At 74.7% G+C, this 19,877-nt stretch carries 20 protein-coding genes; 14 read left to right on the top strand and 6 right to left on the bottom strand.

What is annotated here, in order from left to right; translation table 11 throughout:
• The first annotated feature begins 27 nt into the window (after positions 1 to 27).
• The gene (locus ACQPYN_RS09205) at positions 28 to 900 is read left to right on the top strand and encodes a 3-keto-5-aminohexanoate cleavage protein (protein ID WP_433036123.1); all 873 of its coding nucleotides are present in this window, start codon (positions 28 to 30) and stop codon (positions 898 to 900) included.
• The gene (locus ACQPYN_RS09200) at positions 897 to 1,640 is read left to right on the top strand and encodes a putative protein N(5)-glutamine methyltransferase (protein WP_433036121.1); all 744 of its coding nucleotides are present in this window, start codon (positions 897 to 899) and stop codon (positions 1,638 to 1,640) included. The genes ACQPYN_RS09205 and ACQPYN_RS09200 overlap by 4 nt, the downstream gene beginning before the upstream one ends.
• Before the next feature lie 67 nt (positions 1,641 to 1,707).
• On the opposite strand, the gene ligD is transcribed toward ACQPYN_RS09200, so the two are convergent.
• Entirely contained in the window at positions 1,708 to 2,706 is a 999-nt protein-coding gene (gene ligD / locus ACQPYN_RS09195; RefSeq protein WP_433036119.1) for a non-homologous end-joining DNA ligase, read from the bottom strand.
• Positions 2,707 to 2,937: 231 nt separating this feature from the next.
• On the opposite strand from ligD, the gene ACQPYN_RS09190 reads away from it, so the two are divergent.
• On the top strand, positions 2,938 to 3,456 hold the full coding sequence (locus ACQPYN_RS09190; RefSeq protein WP_433036117.1) for a L,D-transpeptidase: 519 nt from the start codon (positions 2,938 to 2,940) through the stop codon (positions 3,454 to 3,456).
• 39 nt (positions 3,457 to 3,495) lie between these two features.
• Here the strand turns inward: ACQPYN_RS09190 and ACQPYN_RS09185 are convergent, their stop codons facing one another.
• Positions 3,496 to 5,145 carry a P-loop domain-containing protein gene (locus ACQPYN_RS09185; RefSeq protein ID WP_433036115.1) on the bottom strand — a complete coding sequence of 550 codons (1,650 nt, stop codon included), beginning with the start codon at positions 5,143 to 5,145 and terminating at the stop codon, positions 3,496 to 3,498.
• 277 nt (positions 5,146 to 5,422) lie between these two features.
• On the opposite strand from ACQPYN_RS09185, the gene ACQPYN_RS09180 reads away from it, so the two are divergent.
• Genes ACQPYN_RS09180 through ACQPYN_RS09145 form a run of 8 tightly spaced genes read left to right on the top strand, consistent with a single transcriptional unit; the run spans position 5,423 to position 12,189 of the window.
• Positions 5,423 to 7,186, top strand: coding sequence for a carbamoyltransferase family protein (locus ACQPYN_RS09180; protein ID WP_433036113.1), 1,764 nt, complete (start codon positions 5,423 to 5,425; stop codon positions 7,184 to 7,186).
• Positions 7,183 to 8,292: an N-acetyltransferase family protein gene (locus ACQPYN_RS09175; protein WP_433036111.1), complete on the top strand. Its 1,110-nt coding sequence runs from the start codon at positions 7,183 to 7,185 to the stop codon at positions 8,290 to 8,292. The genes ACQPYN_RS09180 and ACQPYN_RS09175 overlap by 4 nt, the downstream gene beginning before the upstream one ends.
• Positions 8,289 to 9,332, top strand: coding sequence for an LLM class flavin-dependent oxidoreductase (locus ACQPYN_RS09170; RefSeq protein WP_433036109.1), 1,044 nt, complete (start codon positions 8,289 to 8,291; stop codon positions 9,330 to 9,332). Before ACQPYN_RS09175 ends, ACQPYN_RS09170 begins: the two co-directional genes overlap by 4 nt.
• Positions 9,329 to 10,903: an amino acid adenylation domain-containing protein gene (locus tag ACQPYN_RS09165; RefSeq protein WP_433036107.1), complete on the top strand. Its 1,575-nt coding sequence runs from the start codon at positions 9,329 to 9,331 to the stop codon at positions 10,901 to 10,903. Before ACQPYN_RS09170 ends, ACQPYN_RS09165 begins: the two co-directional genes overlap by 4 nt.
• Positions 10,904 to 10,905: 2 nt before the next feature.
• Positions 10,906 to 11,163 carry an acyl carrier protein gene (locus ACQPYN_RS09160; protein WP_328309793.1) on the top strand — a complete coding sequence of 86 codons (258 nt, stop codon included), beginning with the start codon at positions 10,906 to 10,908 and terminating at the stop codon, positions 11,161 to 11,163.
• The gene (locus ACQPYN_RS09155) at positions 11,160 to 11,417 is read left to right on the top strand and encodes a hypothetical protein (RefSeq protein WP_433036105.1); all 258 of its coding nucleotides are present in this window, start codon (positions 11,160 to 11,162) and stop codon (positions 11,415 to 11,417) included. Before ACQPYN_RS09160 ends, ACQPYN_RS09155 begins: the two co-directional genes overlap by 4 nt.
• 21 nt (positions 11,418 to 11,438) lie before the next feature.
• A complete protein-coding gene (locus tag ACQPYN_RS09150; protein ID WP_433036103.1) occupies positions 11,439 to 11,810 on the top strand; it encodes a hypothetical protein in 372 nt (123 codons plus the stop codon).
• A complete protein-coding gene (locus ACQPYN_RS09145; protein WP_433036101.1) occupies positions 11,803 to 12,189 on the top strand; it encodes a hypothetical protein in 387 nt (128 codons plus the stop codon). The genes ACQPYN_RS09150 and ACQPYN_RS09145 overlap by 8 nt, the downstream gene beginning before the upstream one ends.
• Positions 12,190 to 12,230: 41 nt before the next feature.
• On the opposite strand, the gene ACQPYN_RS09140 is transcribed toward ACQPYN_RS09145, so the two are convergent.
• A complete protein-coding gene (locus tag ACQPYN_RS09140) occupies positions 12,231 to 13,031 on the bottom strand; it encodes a siderophore-interacting protein (RefSeq protein ID WP_433036099.1) in 801 nt (266 codons plus the stop codon).
• Positions 13,032 to 13,042: 11 nt separating this feature from the next.
• The gene (locus ACQPYN_RS09135) at positions 13,043 to 13,597 is read right to left on the bottom strand and encodes a dihydrofolate reductase family protein (protein ID WP_433036097.1); all 555 of its coding nucleotides are present in this window, start codon (positions 13,595 to 13,597) and stop codon (positions 13,043 to 13,045) included.
• Positions 13,598 to 13,668: 71 nt separating this feature from the next.
• Between ACQPYN_RS09135 and ACQPYN_RS09130 the strand changes: the two genes are divergently transcribed.
• The 3 genes from ACQPYN_RS09130 to ACQPYN_RS09120 are packed head-to-tail and all read left to right on the top strand — an operon-like array spanning position 13,669 to position 17,727.
• Complete coding sequence (locus tag ACQPYN_RS09130; protein WP_433036095.1) at positions 13,669 to 15,042, top strand: FAD-binding oxidoreductase; 1,374 nt, start codon at positions 13,669 to 13,671, stop codon at positions 15,040 to 15,042.
• Positions 15,043 to 15,081: 39 nt separating this feature from the next.
• On the top strand, positions 15,082 to 16,689 hold the full coding sequence (locus ACQPYN_RS09125) for a flavin-containing monooxygenase (RefSeq protein WP_433036093.1): 1,608 nt from the start codon (positions 15,082 to 15,084) through the stop codon (positions 16,687 to 16,689).
• A gap of 42 nt (positions 16,690 to 16,731) precedes the next feature.
• On the top strand, positions 16,732 to 17,727 hold the full coding sequence (locus tag ACQPYN_RS09120; RefSeq protein WP_433036091.1) for an ERCC4 domain-containing protein: 996 nt from the start codon (positions 16,732 to 16,734) through the stop codon (positions 17,725 to 17,727).
• A 134-nt stretch (positions 17,728 to 17,861) separates the two neighbouring features.
• Here the strand turns inward: ACQPYN_RS09120 and ACQPYN_RS09115 are convergent, their stop codons facing one another.
• Together ACQPYN_RS09115 and ACQPYN_RS09110 are read right to left on the bottom strand one after the other, a co-directional pair.
• Complete coding sequence (locus ACQPYN_RS09115) at positions 17,862 to 18,485, bottom strand: uridine kinase (RefSeq protein ID WP_433036089.1); 624 nt, start codon at positions 18,483 to 18,485, stop codon at positions 17,862 to 17,864.
• Between the two features lie 28 nt (positions 18,486 to 18,513).
• Positions 18,514 to 19,866, bottom strand: a complete 1,353-nt coding sequence (locus tag ACQPYN_RS09110) for an MFS transporter (protein ID WP_433036087.1) — start codon at positions 19,864 to 19,866, stop codon at positions 18,514 to 18,516.
• Positions 19,867 to 19,877: the final 11 nt, after the last annotated feature.

Below are 19,877 nucleotides of genomic sequence, written 5' to 3'. Positions count from 1 at the left end.
GCCGCGGGGCGACGATCCTTCGGCGGCGTGACGTCTCCCGTGATCCTCGAGGTCGCCGTCAACGGCGCGACGCCCCGCTCGGTGAACCCGCACGTGCCGCTGACCCCCGCCGAGGTCGCCGACGAGATGCTCGCGTGCGTGGCCCGCGGGGCGAGCATCGCGCACGACCACCACGAGGCGATGTTCGTCGCCGACGGCGTGCACCCCGTCGACCCCTACGTCGAGGCGTGGACGCCGGTGCTCGCGCAGTACCCCGACCTGCTGCTCTACGCGACGATGGCCGCCGGGGCGCGGGGCATCCCCATCGAGCGGCGCTGGGCGCACCACGAGGAGCTCGCCCGCCGCGGGATGGGCGGGCTCTCGCTCGTCGACCCCGGGTCGGTGAACCTGGGCCTGACCAGCGACGGCGTCGTCGCCGAGGCCGCCGCGCCGGGGCCGTACCAGAACAGCCTTGCCGACACCGAGCACATGTTCGCCCGCTGCGCGGCGCACGGGACCGGGCCGTCGATCTCGATCTTCGACCCGAGCTTCCTGCGCGTGGCGCTCACGCTGCACCGGCACGGCCGCGTGCCGCCCGGCGCGATCGTGAAGCTGTACTTCGGCGGTGCGCTGGAGTTCGGGCTGCCGCCGACCACCACCGCACTCGAGGCCTACCTCGAGATGCTCGAACCGTCGGGGCTGCCGTGGTCGGTGGCGGTGCTGGGCGGCGACGTCGTCGCGTGCGGGCTGGCGGAGACCGCCGTGCGCCGGGGCGGGCACGTGCGGGTGGGGCTGGAGGACTTCGCGGGGTCGTCGACGCCGACGAACACCGCGCTCGTCGACGAGGCCGTCGCCCTGCTCGCCGACCTCGGGCACCGGCCGGCGACCATCGCCGAGACCCGCGGGATCCTGGGTCTGTGAGCAGCGTGGTCGACCGCCTGCGGGCGGCCGGGTGCGTGTTCGCGGAGGAGGAGGCCGCGCTGCTGCAGGCGGCCCCGGGCGACCTCGACGCGCTGGTGGCGCGGCGGGTCGCCGGCGAGCCGCTGGAGCAGGTGCTCGGGTGGGCGGAGTTCGCGGGGCTGCGGGTGCGCGTCGCCCCCGGGGTGTTCGTGGCCCGGCGGCGCAGCGAGTTCCTGGTGGCGCAGGCGCTGGCGGTGCCCGGGGAGGTCGTGGTCGACGCCTGCTGCGGGAGCGGGGCGATCGGGGCGGCGCTGCGGGCGGCGCGCCCGTCGCTCGTGCTGCACGCCACCGACGTCGACCCGGCCGCCGTGGCCTGCGCGCGGGAGAACCTGCCCGGGGCCGCCGGCGTGCACGTCGGTGACCTCCTGGACGCCCTCCCGGAGTCGCTCGCCGGGCGGGTCGACGTGATCGTCGCGAGCACCCCGTACGTGCCCACCGACGCGCTCGCCGACATGCCCCCCGAGGCCCGCGACCACGAGCCCCGCGCCGCCCTCGACGGCGGCGGCGACGGGATCGACGTGGTGCGCCGGCTCGCGCTCGGGGCGCCGGCGTGGCTGCGACCGGGCGGTCACCTGCTCGTCGAGTGCGCCGAGCACCAGGCGGGCGTGGCCCGCGAGGCGCTCGTCGCGGCCGGCTTCGACGTCGTCGTGCACCACGACGACGACCGCGACGCGACGGTGATCGCGGGCGTTCTCGACTGACGCCGACCCCCGCCGACGGTTACTGGCTGGTATCGCTCGCCTGGCGAGCGATACCAGCCAGTAACCGCTACCCGGGGGTCTCGGGGTTCTTCTCCGCGGCGCGCTTGCGGCGCTTGCCCTCGTGCATGGCCTGGACGCGGGCGACGGGGATGGTGCGCCCCTCGGCGACGAGCTCCTCGGGCAGCGCCTGGGGCGCCGGGCGGGACGTCGCGTCGGACCAGGGATCGGGGCGGTCGGGGGCCGTGCGGACGGTGATCTCCGAGGGCACCACGGTGTCGAGCTCGTCCCAGGTCACCGGGAACGACACCGGCAGGCCCGGGCGCACGCGCGGGCTGTAGACGGCGGCGATCGTGGAGCCGCCGGCGCGGGTGGGGTCGACGAACACCTTGCCGTCGCGGTCGGCGCGGATGAACGCCGTGGTCGCGACGGTCGGGTCGAGCCGCTCCGTGCGCACGGCGAGCGCGCGGGTGGCGCCCGCGACGTCCTCGTGGGTCGGCCCGGGCGCCAGCGGCACGAGGATATGCACGCCCTTGGACCCCGTGGTCTTCACGACGCCGGCGAGCCCCACGTCGTCGAGCGCGCGCCGCACGAGGTGCGCGGCGGCCACGACCGCCTCGAACCCGGCGTCCTCGGGCGGGTCGAGGTCGAGGACGAGGTGCTCGGGCGTGCCCATCGCGTCCGCACGGGTGAGGGTGGGGTGGTACTCGATGGCCCGCTGGTTGGCGAACCACAGCAGCGTCGGACGGTCGTCGCACAGGGCGTAGGCCACCTCGCGGTGCGACGACTCGGCCCAGAACGACACCGTGCGCACGAAGTCCGGCGCGTACTTGGGGACGTTCTTCTGCATGAACGGCTTCTGGCCGCGCAGCGCCCGCACCACGGACAGCGGCCGGCCGGCGAGCGCGGGCAGCAGTCGCGGCGCCATCGCGTCGAGGTAGTCGACGAGCTCGCGCTTGGTCACCCCGGCTCCGGTGAACAGCTCCTGGTCGAGGTTCGTGAGCGCGACGCCGTCGCGCTCCTCGCCCGAGCCGGCGGACCCCCGCCCGCGGGATCCCGTTGCGGCCACGGCGTCACTTTCCTGCTCAGGGGCACATCGGGCAAGCGCCACACGCGGGGCGGGGGGTCCCGCCGGGGGGCGTCGCGGATGAGAGAGTCCCCGCCCGGCAGCCGAGATCGGCACGGAGAGCGACCGGACGGTCACCGCGAGGGACCACCCGGACAGACCACTCGTCCGTGTCGACCCCGGTGCCGTTGAGAGGGAGGCGCCGCGCAGCGGTGCCCCGTCGAGAGGAGCAGGGTGGGTCGGCACACGTGGATGGACGTCCGGACCGAGGCGCGTGAGGGCGCCCGTCGGGTCGGGCGTCGGGTCGGCAGACGCGCCGCGGCCCTGGGACTCGGACTGACCGCGCTCGCCGGGATCGGCGGTGTCGGGGCGGTCGCGATGGCGGTGCCGGTCGCGGCGATGCCGTGCGAGGACAACGTCAAGGCCTGCGCGCGCCTGTCCACGAACGAGGCGTGGCTCTCCGACGGCAAGGGGACGATCCTGCGCGGCCCCGTGCGGATGAACCACGGCGCCCCGGGCAGCGAGACCCCGGTCGGCATGTTCGCCGTGCAGCGCAAGGAAGAGGTGCACCTCTCGAAGGAGTACAACAACGCGCGCATGCCCTGGTCGGTGTTCTTCGACGGCAACGGGCGCGCCTTCCACGGCGGCGACCCTGCGCGCCAGTCCGCCGGGTGCGTGCGCATGGCCGATCCCGACGCCCAGGCCTTCTTCAACGGCCTCAACGTCTACGACCGGGTCCAGATCGTCCCCTGACCCGTGAGCGAAGTTCCCGGCTATAGCCGGGAACTTCGCTCACGTACGGAGGCGCAGGGACCGGAGGCGGTTGAGGGCGGCCGCGACCTCGTGGCGACGGGGGCGGGCGAGGTCCTCGGACCGGCCGTCGAGCAGCGCCTCGGTGCCGCGGCGGTCGAGCTCGGCGTCGAGCAGGTCCAGGCCCTCGGCGAGCGTGATCGTGCCGTCGAGCACACCGTCGCCGAGCAGGGCGAGGGCGCGCCCGATGCCGGCGACCTGCGAGCGGTCGGCGATCTGCTCCACCGCCGAGAGGTCGATGTCGTCCTCGCCGAAGCTCAGCCGGTCGCGGCCCCGCGCGGTCACCCGCCGCTTGCCCTTCGCCGTCGGGTCCAGCGAGGCCGGGTCGACGACGCGCGGCGTCACCGCCGGGAAGCCGGTGTGCTCCACGGTGCGCGACGGCCCGGACGCGGCGATCTCGTGGGCCCGCGCGGTGACGTCGGACGCCCGGTACGCGTCCATCATGATCACCGTGTCGGCGACGCCGAGGTAGTCGCCGGACCCGCCCATCACCAGCACCGTCGACACCCCGTGCTCGGCGTGCAGAGGGCGGACGCGCTCGACGAACGGCACCAGCGGCTCGGTCGCGATCAGCTGCTGCATCCGGGCGTCGCGGATCATCATGTTGGTCGCCGAGGTGTCCTCGTCGATGAGCAGGACGTCGGCGCCCGCCTCCACCGCCTCGACGGTCGACGCGGCCTGGCTCGTCGAGCCCGAGGCGTTGGTCGTCGAGAAGTCGTCGGTCGGTTCACCGGACGGCAGGTGCGCGACGAACGCGGAGACGTCGTCGTGGGTCACCGCGCGCCCGTCCTCGGCGCGCAGCTTCACCGCGTCCGGCCGGGTGACCACCTGCTCGCGGCCGTCGCCGGGCACGTGGTCGTAGACGCCGGCCTCCAGCGCGCGCAGCAGCGTCGACTTGCCGTGGTACCCGCCGCCGACGATCAGCGTGACGCCCTCGGGCACCCCGAGGCCGCTCACCTCCCCCGCGTTCGGTGCGGTGAGCGTCACCCGCAACGAGGACGGCCCGCCGAACGGCGTCGCCCCGTCGAGCGGCCGGTCGTCGACGCCGCTGCGCCGCGGCAGCACGGCCCCGTCCGCGACGAACCCGACGAGCCCGCGGTCGGCGAGCGCCGCCCGCAGCGCCACGGCGTCCTCGACGGTCTCGACGCACGCCCGCGCCGCCGCGTGGTCAGCCGCGTGGACCGCCTCGCGCACCGCGGTCGGCAGCGTCTCCCCCAGCAGCGTGGCCGCCTCGCGCCCGAGGATCCGGCGCTTCGGCCCGGGGAACGGGACGCCGACCTCGAGGACCACGACCCCGTCCTCGTGCACGGTGCCGGCGCTGCGCTCGAGGACCTCGGGGCCGCCCGCGTCGACGTTCACCGGCGTGCCGCGCAGCGAGCGGCGCAGGCCACGGAGCAGGAACGACGCGAGGGCGCGGCGACGGTCGGCGGTCGACCACAGGTCCGCCGGCAGGCCGGCGTCGTGGACGGTCAGCCGCACCCGGCTCGGCGGCGCGAACGGGTCGGCCTGGACGCGCAGCACCTCGAGGTCGAGGCCGGCGACCGACCATCGCCCCGAGAGCGACTTGTAGCGGCCGTAGCTGGCGCCGTCCATCGAGCGCAGGGACGCGGCGAGATCGTCGCGGGGAGCCATGGCCGGGAGTGTGCCCATCCGGCACGGACCTCACGCCCCGCCCCACGCCCGGCCTCACTCCCGTCCGACCGGCCTCGGGGCACGGTGGAGGACGTGCGCAGACCGTTCGTCCGAGCGTGTGATCCGTCGCCCGGAGTCCGTCCGGTCCGTCCCGTCCGGTCACGAAGCGCGACCCGTGACCGTTCCACGGACCACCCCCCGGGCACAGGGGGTCCGACCCCCACGCGATAGTGGAAACGCTCACAACGTCGTGTCCGCAAGACCGAGGGGAAGCTCCGTGATCGTCCTGGGTCTCTCCGGCCTCCCGCGTGCGCAGGAGCACCTGCGCCGCACCCACCCCGACCTCTCGCCGCTCGACGAGCGGATCGTCCAGGGCCTCGACAGCGCCGCGGCGCTCGTCGTCGACGGGCGTCTGGTCGCCGCCGCGTCCGAGGAGCGGTTCACCGGCGAGAAGGGCACGGGGCGCCTCCCCGAGCAGGCGATCGCGTGGTGCCTGCGCGAGGCCGGGATCACGCCGGAGGACGTCGACCTGATCGCCCACGGCTTCGACTACGACCGCCACCGCCGCGCCTTCGAGATCACCGGCGCGCCGTTCGACGAGGTGTACTCGAGCGCCACCGTGATCGACGGGCTCACCGGCCTGGGCTGGACCCGCGTGGCCGAGCGCTTCCGGCCCGTGCGCCACCACGAGGCACACGCCGAGTCCGCGCTGGTGCCGAGCGGGTTCGACCGCGCGCTGTGCCTCGTCAGCGACGGCATGGGCGAGACCGAGTCGCTCTCGGTGTTCCGGGCCGTCGACGGCACGCTCGAGCGGCTGCACACCACGCCGATCGCGTCGTCGCTGGGCATCCTCTACTCGATCGCGACCCGGTTCCTCGGCTTCCAGTTCAACAACGACGAGTACAAGGTCATGGGGCTCGCCCCGTACGGCGACCCCGAGCGCTTCCGCCCCGTGTTCGAGAAGCTCGCGCGCGTCGACGCCGACCGCGGCACGGTGACCATCGACTGGCCGACGAACGGCCTCGCCGACGCCGAGCAGGGCTATCCGCACGCCCGCGCGTTCCTGGCCGAGGCGTCGTTCACCCCGCGGACGCCGGACGGCGACATCCACCGCGACGAGGCCGACTTCGCCGCCGCCCTCCAGGAACGGCTGACGACGCTGCTCGTCGAGCTCACCTCCGTCTGGCTCGAGCGCACCGGCGAGCGGAACCTGTGCCTCGCCGGCGGCACCTTCCTCAACTGCAAGTCCAACCAGTCGATCGCCGACCTGCCGGGCGTGGACGCGATGTTCGTGCAGCCCGCCTCCGGCGACGACGGCACCGCGCTCGGCGCCGCCTGGCACGTCGCCCGCGGCGAGGGCGGCGGGCTCGCCCCGGTCACCGGCGCGTTCGACCCCTACCTGGGCCCGCGCTACGACCCCGACGAGGTGCGCGCGGCCCTCGAGGCGCGCCCCGACCTGCGGTGGACCCACGTCGGCGAGACCGCGGAGTACTACGCCAGCGCTGCCGCGGACATCGCGGCCGACCGGATCGTCGCCTGGTTCTCCGGGCGCATGGAGTTCGGGCCCCGCGCGCTGGGGAACCGCTCGATCCTCGCCCGGCCCGACGGCGACCGGATCAAGGAGCGGATCAACGGGGCGGTGAAGTTCCGCGAGGCGTTCCGCCCGTTCGCCCCCGCGGTGCTCGACGAGGACGTCGACCGCCTCTTCGTCACCCGCGGTTTCGAGCCCGACCGCTACATGCTCTGCACCGCGCAGGTCCGCCCCGAGGCGCGCACCGTGGTCGAGGGCATCGTGCACGCCGACGACTCGGCGCGGATCCAGACGGTGCGCGACGACCTCGCCCCCGGCTTCACCCGGCTGCTGCGCGAGGTCAAGGCCCGCACCGGGGCCGGTGTCGTCGTCAACACGTCGTTCAACGTCAAGGGCCAGCCGCTGATCATGGATCCCGGCACCGCGCTCGACACCTTCGCCGGCATCGCCCTCGACCGCCTCTACATCGAGGGGTACGTCGTCGAGGGCACGGCCACCGGGGTCGCATGAGCTCGATCCGCCCCCTGACGCGCGAGGACCTGCCCGCCGTCGCCTCGCTCTACGAGCGCGTCGCCCGGTCGGGCGGGGCCACGCCGCCGACGCCGCTCGCCGGCTACCTCGAGCGCCTGTGCCTGGACGCCGTGTGGGCCGACCCGGAGATCCCGCCGCTGGTCGCCGAGGGCGGCGACGGCGCGATCATCGGCTTCCTCGGCTCGTACCCGCGCCGGGTGCGGCTCGACGGCCGGGCGCTGCGCGTGGGCTGCTCCGGTCACCTCGTCGCGGAGTCGTCGAACCCCGGGATCGGGGCGCTGCTGACCCGCACGTACATGCAGGGCCCGCAGGACCTCACGATCACCGACGGCGCCACCGACTACATGCGCCAGATCTGGCGCACGCTGCGCGGCCGGGTCCGCACGGCGCCGTCGTTCGGCTGGTACCGCGTGCTGCGCCCGACGTCGACGGTCGCGTCGCTGCTCGGCGACCGTGGGCGCCCGGTCCCCGGACCGCTGCGCAGCGTCGGCGGCGGGCTGGACGCGCTCGCCCGGCGGATCCCGCGCATCGGCGCCCGCCCCGCCCCGGCGCCGGACCCGGACGTCACCGCCGAGACCCTGACCGTCGAGGCCCTGCTCGAGCAGACGTCCTCGGCCCCGCGGCACTGGCGGCTGCACCCGGACTACGACGAGCGGTACCTGACCGGCCTGTTCGGCGAGCTCGACGCGGTGGTCCCGGTCCGCGGCGAGGTGCTGCGCCGCCTGGTGCGCGGACGCAACGGCCGTGTGCTCGGCTGGTACGTGGCCTTCGTGCCCGCGGGCGGGATCGCCCAGGTCCAGCAGCTCGCGGCCACCGGTCCCGACCCGGGCCCGGTGCTCGACCACCTCATCGCGGAGGCCGACGCGCGCGGTGCGGCGGCGGTGGCGGGACGGCTCGAGCCGTCGCTCGCCGACGCGGTGCGCCGGCGCCGCTGCGTGGTCCGCTCGAGCGCCTGGGCGCTGGTGGACTCCGACGACACCGGCGTGCTCGCGGCGCTCGACGCCGACGACACGCTGCTGACCCGGCTCGACGGTGAGTGGTGGATGGGCCACCACCTGCTCTGGCGTGAGAGGGAAGCCGCATGACCCCGACCGGACTCACGGTCTACTCGACGTGCCCGCAGTCCAAGGACGTGCCGGCGGCCGACTACCTCGAGGCGGTGGCCGCCACGGCGCGCTGGAGCGAGGAAGCCGGCTGCGCAGGGATGCTCGTCTACACCGACAACGGCATCGCCGACCCGTGGCTGGTGTCGCAGACGGCGATCGCGGCGACGCAGCGGCTCGCCCCGCTCGTCGCGGTCCAGCCGGTGTACATGCACCCGTACACCGCGGCGTCGATGGTGTCCTCGCTGGCGTACCTGCACGGCCGGTCGGTGCACCTGAACATGCTGGCGGGCGGGTTCAAGAACGACCTCGTCGCGCTCGGCGACCAGACCGAGCACGACGACCGCTACGCCCGGACCGTCGAGTACACGCAGATCCTCACGGCCCTGCTGCGCGGGGAGACGGTGACGGTCGAGGGGCGGTGGCACCAGGTGCACAACCTGCGCCTGGCCCCGGCGCTGCCGCCCGAGCTCATGCCCGAGGTGCTGATCTCCGGCTCGTCCCCCGCCGGCCGGGCCGCGGCCGAGGCGATCGGCGCGACGCCCATCCGGTACCCCGAGCCGCTCGGCGCGGACTCCGTCACCGACGCCGACGCGCCCACCGGCGGCGGCGTCCGGATGGGCATCATCGCCCGCGACGACGCCGACGAGGCCTGGCGCGTGGCCCACGAGCGCTTCCCCGTCGACCGCGCGGGCCAGGTGGCCCACGCCATGGCGATGCGGGTCTCCGACTCGCACTGGCACCACCAGCTCGCCGCCGCCCGGGACCCAGCGCGGGACACGGCCCCGACGCCGCGGACCGACCTCGGCGCCGAGCCGGAGCCCTACTGGCTCGGCCCGTTCGAGAACTACCAGTCGTTCTGCCCGTACCTGGTGGGCTCGCACGACCGCGTCGCCGCCGAGGTCGCGCGCTACGTCGAGCGGGGCACCGAGGTGTTCGTGCTCGACATCCCGCCGGCGGCCGAGGACCTCGGCCACGCGGGCGAGGTGTTCGCCCGCGCCGGAGCGGCGGCCCGCGCATGACCCGCCACCTCCAGGACCTGCTCGCGGCGTCCGCCGACCGGCACGCCGACCGGCCCGCGCTCGTCGGCGTCGACGAGACGCTGACCTACGCCGAGCTCGACGCCGCGGTGAACCGGGTCGCGCACGTGCTGCTCGCGCACGGCCTGACCCCGGGCGCGCGGGTGTGCGTGCTCGCGGAGAAGGCGCCGTGGACGGTCGCGGCGCTGATCGGGACGCTGCGCGCCGGCGGCGCCTACGTGCCGGTCGACCCGGCCGGGCCGGCCTCGCGGGTCGCGCGGATCGTCGGGGCCGCGGAGCCCGAGGTGGTGCTGGTCGACGCCGGGTCGCGCGCCCTGCTCGACGGGGTGCTCGCCGAGCTGCCCGGTCCGCCGCCCGTGGTCGGTGCGATCGACGACGCTCCGGCCGCGTTCACGCGCGCCGACCTGCTCGCGGCGCCCGCCGACGCGCCCGGCGCGGCGCCCGCCGACCTCGCCCACCTGCTCTTCACCTCCGGCTCCACCGGCGCGCCCAAGGGCGTGATGATCACTCACGACACGGTGCTCGCGTTCGTGGACTGGGCGCTGCGCCACTTCGGCGCGAAGCCCGGCGACCGGATCTCCGGGCACCCGCCGCTGCACTTCGACCTGTCGACGTTCGACATCTACGCGACGCTCGCCGCGGGCGCCGAGCTGCACCTCGTCCCGGCGTCGCTGGGCATCGACCCGCGCGGCACGGCGTCGTTCATCCGCGACCGCGCGCTCACCCAGTGGTTCTCGGTGCCGAGCGTGCTGACCTACCTCGCGCGCTTCGACGCGGTCGCCCAGGACGACTTCCCGGCCCTCGAGCGGCTCCTGTGGTGCGGCGAGGTGCTGCCGACTCCGGTGCTCGCGCACTGGATGCGCCGGCTGCCCCACGTCCGGTTCACCAACCTCTACGGCCCCACCGAGGCCACGATCGCGTCGAGCTTCTTCGACGTCCCCGAGGTCCCCGCCGACGAGACCCTGCCGGTGCCGATCGGGCGGGCGTGCGAGGGCGAGGAGCTGCGCGTCCTCGACGAGGCGATGGCCCCGGTGCCCGCCGGCGAGACGGGCGAGCTCTGGATCGGCGGCGCCGGGCTCTCGCCCGGGTACTGGCGCGACCCGGAGAAGACCGCGGCCGCGTTCCGCGCCGACCCCGTCGCGGGGCAGCGGCTCTACCGCACCGGCGACCTGGCGCGCGCCGACGCCGACGGCGTCGTGCACTTCCTCGGCCGCGCCGACTCGCAGATCAAGAGCCGCGGGTACCGCATCGAGCTCGGGGAGATCGAGGCCGCGCTGGCCACCGTCGCCGGCATCCGGGAGTGCGCCGTGGTCGGCGTCGACACCGGCGGCTTCGAGGGCACGACGATCTGCTGCGCCTACTCGGTGGCCGAGGGCCACGCGCTCCCGCCCACCGAGCTGCGCAGCGCCGTCGCCGAGCTCGTGCCCCGCTACATGGTGCCCGCGCGGTGGGCCGAGCTCGACGACCTGCCCCACAACGTCAACGGGAAGATCGACCGCCCGGCGCTGCGGGAGCGCTTCACCCCCGCCGGCGCCGCGACAGGAGGACGCTGACCATGCCGGACGCCAGCACCGGAGCGGTGCACGACCAGCTGATCGACCTGGTGCGTGACCGTCTCGGCGTCGAGGTGCCCTCGTCCGACACCGATCTCGTCGCCGACGGCCTGATCGACTCGCTGGCGCTGGTGACGCTGATCGTCGGGATCGAGGACACCTTCGGGTGCCGGCTGCCGCTCGACGACTTCGACATCGAGCGGTTCCGCAGCGTCGACGCGATGGCGGCGTTCCTCGCCGAGGTCGGGGTGACGGGGTGAGCGCCCCCGCCTCCGGGCTCGGAGAGCTGGACGAGCACCTCGCCGCGGTGGTCACCGGTCTCAGCGCCCCGCCGGCCGACCGCGACCCGCTCCTGTGGGCCGCGCACGAGGCCGCGCTGTGCGCCCGCGAGCTGCTCGCCGCCCGCGCGGGCGACGCGGAGGCGGACTGGGCGTCGGTGCTCGGCTCGGCGCGCGCGGCGATGGCCGCGGTCTCCTACGCCCGGCGCGAGGCCGGGGCGCAGGCCGCGTCCTGACCGGCTCGTAGGCTGCCGCGCGTGATCGTCGGCCTCACCTTCGCGGTGCTCGCCCTCGCGCTGGCGTGGGCGCTGTGGTGCGCGGTGTCGGCGGCCGTCGGCCAGGCCCCGACCAAGGCGCACCGCCTCGGTCTCGTGGCGCTCGAGGCCGTGGCGCTCGTGCTGGCGCTCGTGCTCGTGGTCGGGTTGTTCGTGCAGCCCGGGCGCACCGTCGGGGCGATCATCGAGATCGTCGGCTACCTGATCGCGACGCTCGTCGCGCTCCCCATCGGCGCGGCGCTGGCCCACGGTGAGCGCACCCGCTACGGGTCGGTGGTGCTCGCGGTCGCGGGCGTGACGCTCGCGGTGCTGGCGCTGCGCACCGGGCAGGTCTGGACGGTGACCGGTGCCTGAGACCCGGTCCCTGTCGGCCGGGCCCGGCCGGGTGCTGCTCGTCGTCTACGTGGTGTTCGCGATCTCGGCGGGCGCCCGGGCGATCTACCAGATCGCGGTGCAGTTCGAGCGCGCGCCGGAGGCGTACCTGCTCTCGGCGTTCGCGGCGGCCGTCTACCTCGTCGCGGCCGTGGCCCTCGGCCGCGGGGCCCGGCGCGTGGCGCTGGTCGCGGTCGTGGTCGAGCTCGTCGGCGTCCTCGGGATCGGCACGCTGTCCCTGCTGCGGCCCGAGGACTTCCCCGACCCGACGGTCTGGTCGGACTTCGGCGTCGGCTACGGCTTCGTGCCGGTCCTCCTCCCGATCCTGGGGCTGCTCTGGATCGGTCGTGTACGTGAGTGAAGTTCCCGGCTATAGCCGTGAATTCCACTCACGTAGGCCGATCAGCCCAGTCCCGTGCCCGCCACGCCGCGGCGCCAGTAGCCGTCGAGGTCGACCGCGGCGGTCGGCAGGATCGCGCGCAGGCGCCGGCGGACCGGGCGCAGTTCGCCCGCCTCGGCCCCCATCCACGCGAAGCCCTCGCCCGGCGGGGGCGTGAAGCCCGCGACGACGTGGTCGAGCAGGCCGGTGGTGCCCGCCGGGGCGCCGTCGCGGTGGCGCCAGTGCACGGTGACGTGCGACGGGACGTCGGCGAGGTAGGCCTCCTCGGCGGCGTCGGCGACGTCGACCGCGACGGTGACCGGCACCGGCGGCAGCTGGTCGAGCCAGCGGGCGAGCGCGGGCAGGGCCGTCTCGTCGCCTCCGAGCAGGTACCAGTCCCGCGCCGCGACCGACGCGCTCGAGCGGGGGCCGTAGAGCCACAGGGCCCCGCGCGGGTCCTCGGCCCACGTCCCGGCGAGCCCGCCGCCGTGGCGCACGAGGTCGACGTCGACGGTGCCCGCGGCGGGGTCGTGACGGCGCAGCGTGTACTCGCGGTAGGGCCGGGACGTGCCCGCCGGCGGGGCGGCGAGGCCGCGCGCGGTCAGCTGGGGCTCCGGCGGCTCCTCCCCCGGCGAGGGCGGGAAGAAAAGCTTGGCGTGGTCGGTCGGGCCCGTCACCGGCAGGTCGTGCAGGTCGCCGGCGAGGCGCACGCGGCGCATCCGCGGGGTCACGTCGAGCACGTCGACCACCTCGACGCGCCGCGGCCGCCGGGCGTGCTCGGAGTGCTCGACGTGCGAGACGACCGGGGCGTCGCGGACCACCATGGCCCGAGACGTTAACGAGTCCGGTAGCGCAGGTGGACCGCCCCGCTCGCGAAGCGCCGTTCCTCGACGAGCTCGAGGTCGAGGCGGACGCCCTCGGGGAGGAAGCGCGTGCCGCCGCCGACCACGACGGGGACGACGATCGGCCCGATCTCGTCGACGAGCCCGGCCGCGAGCGCCGCGGCGGCGAGCCCGGGCCCGTCGACGGTGAGGTCGCCGTCCTGCTTGAGCTCCCGGATCGCGTCGGGGTCGAGCTCGCGGGCGATCGCGGTCCGGGCGCTGGACACGGTCTCCAACGTCTTCGAGAACACGATCTTGTCGGCCGCCTGCCAGGTCCGGGCGAACTCGGCCATCTCGGGCGGCTCGTCGGGCAGCTCGTGGGCGGTCTCCCAGAAGACCATCGTCTCGTACATCCGGCGGCCGTAGAGGAAGGTGCGGACGGGCCGCATGAGCTCCTCGAAGTAGCGGTGCAGCTCCATGTCCTGCTCGATGCCCCAGCCGAAGTCGCCGTCAGCGTCCGCGACGTAGCCGTCGAGCGTCGTCATCATCGAGTACATCAACCGGCCCACGGGACGCCTCCTCGTTCTGATTGCATTTCGCAACCGGTTCGGAGCGTAGCGGATCGTGCTAGGACACGGGGATGTTCCAGGCGCTCGCCGACGCCGTCGGCGCCGAGCACGTGATCGCGGGCGACGACCCGTCGGTGGCCGACCTGTGCGCCGACGAGGCGCTCGGGGTGCCGGCCGGCAAGCCCGCGTACGTCGTGTGGCCCGCGGACCGGGACGAGGTCGTCGCCGTGGTGCGCGCCGCGCGGGCCGCCGGCGCGTCCGTCACCGCCCGGGGGGCGGGCACCGGCCTCTCGGGTGCCGCGACCCCCGACGACGGCGCGGTGCTCCTCTCGTTCGCCCGCATGGGCCGCATCCTCGAGATCGACCCCGTCGACGCGGTCGCCGTGGTGCAGCCGGGCGTCTCGCTGGAGGACCTCGACGCCGCGGCGGGCGAGCACGGGCTCACCTACCCCGTACACCCCGGTGAGCAGACGGCGTCGCTCGGCGGCACCGTCGCCACCAACGCCGGCGGCATGCGCGCGGTGCGCTACGGCGTCACCCGCGCGCACGTGCTGGGCCTCGAGGCGGTGCTCGCCGACGGGACGGTGGTGCGCACCGGCGGGCGGCTCGCGAAGATCTCTTCGGGCTACGACCTCACCCAGCTGCTCATCGGGTCCGAGGGCACGCTCGCGCTGGTCACCGAGGTGATCGTGCGCCTGCACCCGCACCTGCCCGCCCGGCGCACGGTGCTGGCACCGTTCACCGGCGCAGCGGGTGGAGCCGACGCCGTCACCGCCGCGGTCGGGCGCATCGTCGGCGCGGGGCTCGCGCCGTCGGTGTGCGAGTACCTCGACGGCCCGACCATGCGCGCGGTCTGCGCCGCCGCCGACCTGACCCTCGGCCTGCCCGAGGACCTCGTGGACGCCGACCACCTGCTCGTCGAGCTCGCCGGCCGTCGCGCGGAACGGGTCGACGAGGACGCCGAGGAGCTCGCCGACACCCTGTCCGCCCTCGGCGCCGCAGAGGTGTTCGACCTGCCCGCGGGGTCGGCGCGGCGGCTGGTCGAGGCGCGGGAGAAGGCGTTCTGGGCGGTCAAGGCGGCGGGCGCCGACGAGATCGTCGACCTCGTCGTGCCGCGCTCGGCGATGGCGGCGTTCCTCGGGCGGGCCCGCGCCGTCGGCGACGCCCACGGCTCGCGGGTGCTGGGCTGCGGCCACGCCGGGGACGGAAACGTGCACCTCGCAGTGTTCCAGCCCGACCCGGAGCAGCTGGCCGCGACGCTGCACGGGGTGTTCGCCGCCGGGATCGCGCTGGGTGGCGCGGTGTCGGGCGAGCACGGGGTGGGGCGTGCCAAGGCCCACCACCTCGCCGAGCTCGGCGACCCCGGCGCCCTGGACGTCCTGCGGCGCGTGCGGGCCGCGCTGGACCCGGAGGGCACGCTGAACCCGGGCTGCTCGCTGCGCTGACGGTTGTCCTGCGCGACACGGCGACCGAGACTCGTGAGCATGGCCAACGATCCCGACGTCGTCGTCATCGGGGCCGGCTTCGCCGGGCTCTACGCGATCCACCGCCTGCGCGAGCGCGGCCTCTCGGTCCACGGGCTCGAGGCCGCCGAGGGCGTCGGCGGCACCTGGTACTGGAACCGGTACCCGGGCGCCCGGTGCGACTCCGAGAGCTACTACTACTGCTACGCCTTCTCCTCCGAGCTCGAGCAGGAGTGGGACTGGAGCGAGCGCTACCCGGGCCAGGCGGAGATCCTGTCCTACCTCGAGCACGTGGCCGATCGCTTCGACCTGCGGCGCGACATCTCGTTCTCGACGACGGTCGTCTCGGCCGCCCACGACGGCGACGGCTGGGTGATCGACACCGAGGACGGCGGGCGCTGGACGTGCCGGTGGCTGGTCACCGCCGTCGGGTGCCTGTCGTCGGCGAACGTGCCCGACATCCCGGGCCTGGAGTCCTTCGCCGGCGAGTGGCACCACACGGGGCAGTGGCCGCACGAGGGCGTGGACGTCGCCGGCCGTCGGGTCGGGGTGGTCGGCACCGGGTCCACCGGCATCCAGGCCATCCCGGTGCTCGCGGAGTCGGCCGGGCACCTCACCGTCTTCCAGCGCACCGCGAACTTCTCGATCCCCGCCCGCAACGCCCCGCTCGCCCCGGAGGAGGCCGCGGGCTACAAGGCCGACTACGCCGCCATCCGCGAGCTCCAGCAGGCGTCCACCAACGGGCACCCCTTCGTCGTCAGCGACGTCGACACCCTCGCCCTGCCCGACGACGAGCGGCGCGCCCTCCTCGAGCGGGCCTGGGAGCGGGGCGGCCTGCGCTTCCGGGCGGCCGTGCGCGATGTGCTGACCGACCCCGCCGTCAACGAGGAGACCTCCGACTTCCTGCGTTCGAAGATCCACGAGACGGTGGACGACGCCACCACCGCCGAGGCGCTGACGCCGCGCGACCACCCGTTCGCCACCAAGCGCCCGCCGATCGACACGCGCTACTTCGAGACCTACAACCGGGCGGACGTGTCCCTGGTCGACGTCCGCGCCGACCCGATCGCGACGATCACCCCGCGGGGCGTGCGCCTTGAGTCCGGCGCCGAGCACCCCCTCGACGTCCTGGTGTTCGCCACGGGATTCGACGCCCTCTCCGGGCCGCTGCTGCGCCTCGGCATCCGGGGCACGGGAGGCCAGTCGCTCGCCGACGCGTGGGCCGAGGGCGCCACCACCTACCTCGGGCTCGGCGTCGCGGGCTTCCCGGACCTCTTCACGATCACCGGCCCGGGCAGCCCGTCGGTGCTCACCAACATGCCGACCTCGATCGAGCAGCACGTCGACTGGATCGCCGACCTCGTCGCGCACCTGCGCGCCCACGACCTCGAGGCCGAGCCGACGCCCGAGGCGCAGGCCCAGTGGGCGGAGCACGTGCGCGAGGCGGCCGACGCGACGCTGCTCCCGCAGGCCGCGAGCTCCTGGTACCTCGGCGCGAACGTGCCGGGCAAGCCCCGGGTCTTCCTGCCCTACGCCGGCGGCTTCGCGCGCTACCGCGAGATGTGCGACGCCGAGGCGGCCGCGGGCTACCCGGGGTTCGCGCTGCGGGCGCGCCAGCAGGCCGCCTGACGTCGGGTCGGCGGGCGCCCCGGCCGCGCTAGGGTCGCGGCCGTGGCGGACCTCGTCATCGCCCGCAATCCCGATCCGGGATCGTCACTGGGCTTCCTCGTCTGGATACCGCTGGGCGACGGTCTGCTCTTCCGCACGTCGGACACCTGGCCGCGGACCAAGGCGCTGTACTGCCACCCCGCCGATCCCGAGGAATGGCCCGCCGGCGACGCCGTCGAGATCGTCGAGCGTGTCGCGCTGCGGTCGTGCGCCCGGCGCGGCGCGGCCATCGACGTCGTGCTCGACCGTGCCCGGGAGAACCGGTCCCAGATCGTCTACACCCGCGGGCGCGGGCGGGACATGGTCTTCTGGCAGTCGCCCCGGACCCGCAAGCAGGCCCGTCCGCAGGTCCGCACGCCGACCGCCCGGCCGGCCGGCCTCGACGGGACGGGGACCGACGAGATCGAGATCGTCGTCGACGCCCACGAGCGCTACCCCTACCGGTTCGCGTCCCAGCAGGCGCACACCGTGCGGCGGGCCCTCCCGGCCGGCGACTACGGCGTCGTCCTCGGGGAGTCGCTGGCGGCGTCGGTCGAGCGCAAGTCGCTGCCCGACCTGATCTCGAGCGTCGCCAACGGCCGTCTGCGCTTCGCGCTGGGCGAGCTGTCCGCGCTCCCCCGGGCGGCGGTGGTGGTCGAGGACCGCTGGTCCCAGGTGTTCGCCCAACGCCATGTGCGCCCGGCCCAGGTGGCCGACTCGCTGGCCGAGCTGCAGGTCCGCTGGCCGGACGTCCCGATCGTCTTCGCCGAGACGAGGCCGCTGGCCGAGGAGTGGACCTTCCGCTACCTCGCCGCCGCCCTCGCGTGGGCGCACGACGAGCACGCCATCGAGGCCCGGTTGCCGGGCGCCACCACGGAGCTGACGGCGACCACGGCACCCGAGGCCTCGACCGCCGAGGTCCGCGCCTGGGCCCGCGCCGCCGGGATCGACGTCCCCGACCGCGGGCGGCTCCGTCCCGAGGTCTGGGCGAAGTTCCGCGAGGCGACGCAGTCCGGGTGATCGACGCGGATTTCCTGGCGCTGAGTGTCAGCGAGGACGCAGGGCTTGCACGCGGAGCGTGCGCCGGGGTGATCGTGGGGGCTCTTCTGACGGTGAACGTCAGCGTGGCCCCCACGCTGACACACCCCCGCGACTCAGGCCGTCTGCAGGGCCGGGCGGTCGGGGTGGTCGGCCCGGACGACGAGGTCGGCGACGGCGACCGGGTCGACCTCGTCGTCGTAGCGGGCGTAGGCGGGCAGGGTCCAGGCCTCGTCGGCCGGGGTGCGGCGCTCGAGCACGGTGGCCGAGAGCGCGAGGTGGACCGCCAGCTCCGCCGGCAGGCCACGCCCGAGGAGCAGGGGCCCGTCGACCACCACGACACCCGACGGCGGCACCGCCACCCGCTCCGCGCGGGCGGCCCGGTCGACGTCGACATCCCAGAGCCGGGGCAGGACCTGGCCGCTCCCGCCGGGCCCCATCGGCGCGAGCACCTCACGGACCAGCGCGCCTGCGTCGAGCCAGTCGTCGTAGAACGAGTCCGGATCGGTGCGCCCGCGCTCGAGGCGCACCGAGGCGGGGCGCAGGAAGTCCCAGGCCGACACGCGCACCACGGGCCGCGAGCGCACGCGCAACGGGTCGACGAGGGCGTCCGCGAGCACCTCCGTCCGGGCCGGCGGAGCACCGTCGACGAGCACCCGGACCCGGCCGGGTCCGGCGCTCTCGATCGCCGCGACGAGCTCGTCGGTGAGGGCGTCGGGAGTCAGCGGGCGGATCGGCATCCGTCCCATCATCCCCGGGGCGGGGACCTCAGGTCGGGGTGCGCTCCGAGCGCGCGGCGTCCGCGATGGCCTCCTCGCCCGCGTGGTCCTCGGAGGCGAAGTCCGCCTCGTCGGCCTCCGGCGGCCGCGGATGCATCATCAGTAGCGCGGCCATCGAGATCACCGCGCAGATGATGATGTAGATCGAGATCCACGTCGTGGTCCCGGTGCCCGCGAGGATCGCGGTCGCGATGAGCGGCGCCGGGCCGCCCGCGGTGATCGAGGCGAGCTGGTAGCCCAGGCCGGCGCCGGTGTAGCGGATCCCGGTGCCGAAGCTCTCCGAGATCAGCGCCGCCTGCGGGCCGTACATCATGTCGTGGAAGACCAGCCCGAGGATGATCCCGAGCAGGATCAGACTCCCGGTCTTCGTGTTGAGCAGGGCGAAGTACGGGAATGCGTAGAGCCCGGTGAGCACGACGCCGACGCCGTACACGAGTCGGCGCCCCAGGACGTCGGAGAGCCAGCCGAAGAACGGCACGCTGATGATGCCGATGCTCGCCGCGATGATGAGGTAGAGCAGCAGGTCGCTGCGTTCGAGATCCAGCTCCTTCGTGCCGTAGGCCAGCACGAACGACGTGAAGATGTAGAACGGCGCCTGCTCGGCCGTGCGCACGAACATCGCCTTGAGGACGTCGCGCCACTGCGTCTTCAGCGTCTCGGCCAGCGGCAGCTTCGCGACCTTGCCCGACGTCTTGATCTGCGCGAACGCGGGCGACTCGAGCACGGTCAGCCGCACCCAGAGGCCGATCCCGATGAGCACGATGCTGGCGATGAACGGCACGCGCCAGCCCCACGCGAGGAACTCCGGGCCGGAGAAGAAGTAGACGACCGCCGTCCCGAGCGCGAGCCCGATCGGCACGCCCGCCTGGGGCCACGCGGCCATCAGCCCGCGCTGCTTGCGGGTGCCCCACTCCATGCTCATGAGCACCGAGCCGCCCCACTCGCCGCCGACCCCGATGCCCTGCAGCACGCGCAGGAGCGTGAGCAGGATCGGCGCTGCGATGCCGATCGTCTCGTAGGTCGGCAGGAAGCCGATGAGCACCGTCGCGCCGCCCATGAGCAGCAACGTCGCCACCAGGCTGTACTTGCGCCCGATGCGGTCGCCGTAGTGGCCGAAGATCGCGGCGCCGATCGGGCGGGCCGCGAACCCCACGAACTGCGTGGAGAAGGCGAGCAGCACGCCGCCGGCGGCGTTGTTGTTGAAGAACAGCGGCCCGAAGACGAGAGCGGCCGCCGTGTTGTAGAGGAAGAAGTCGTACCACTCGATGGTCGTGCCGACCGTGCTCGCGACCACGGCCCGACGCTTGAGCGTCCGGCGGCTCGTCACGGGTGGGGTGCTCATGGGCGCCATGG

Source organism: Actinomycetospora sp. CA-053990 (assembly GCF_050948445.1).
In the GTDB taxonomy this organism is placed as follows: Bacteria; Actinomycetota; Actinomycetes; order Mycobacteriales; family Pseudonocardiaceae; genus Actinomycetospora; species Actinomycetospora callitridis.
This window is presented reverse-complemented; position numbering and strand designations above follow the sequence as displayed.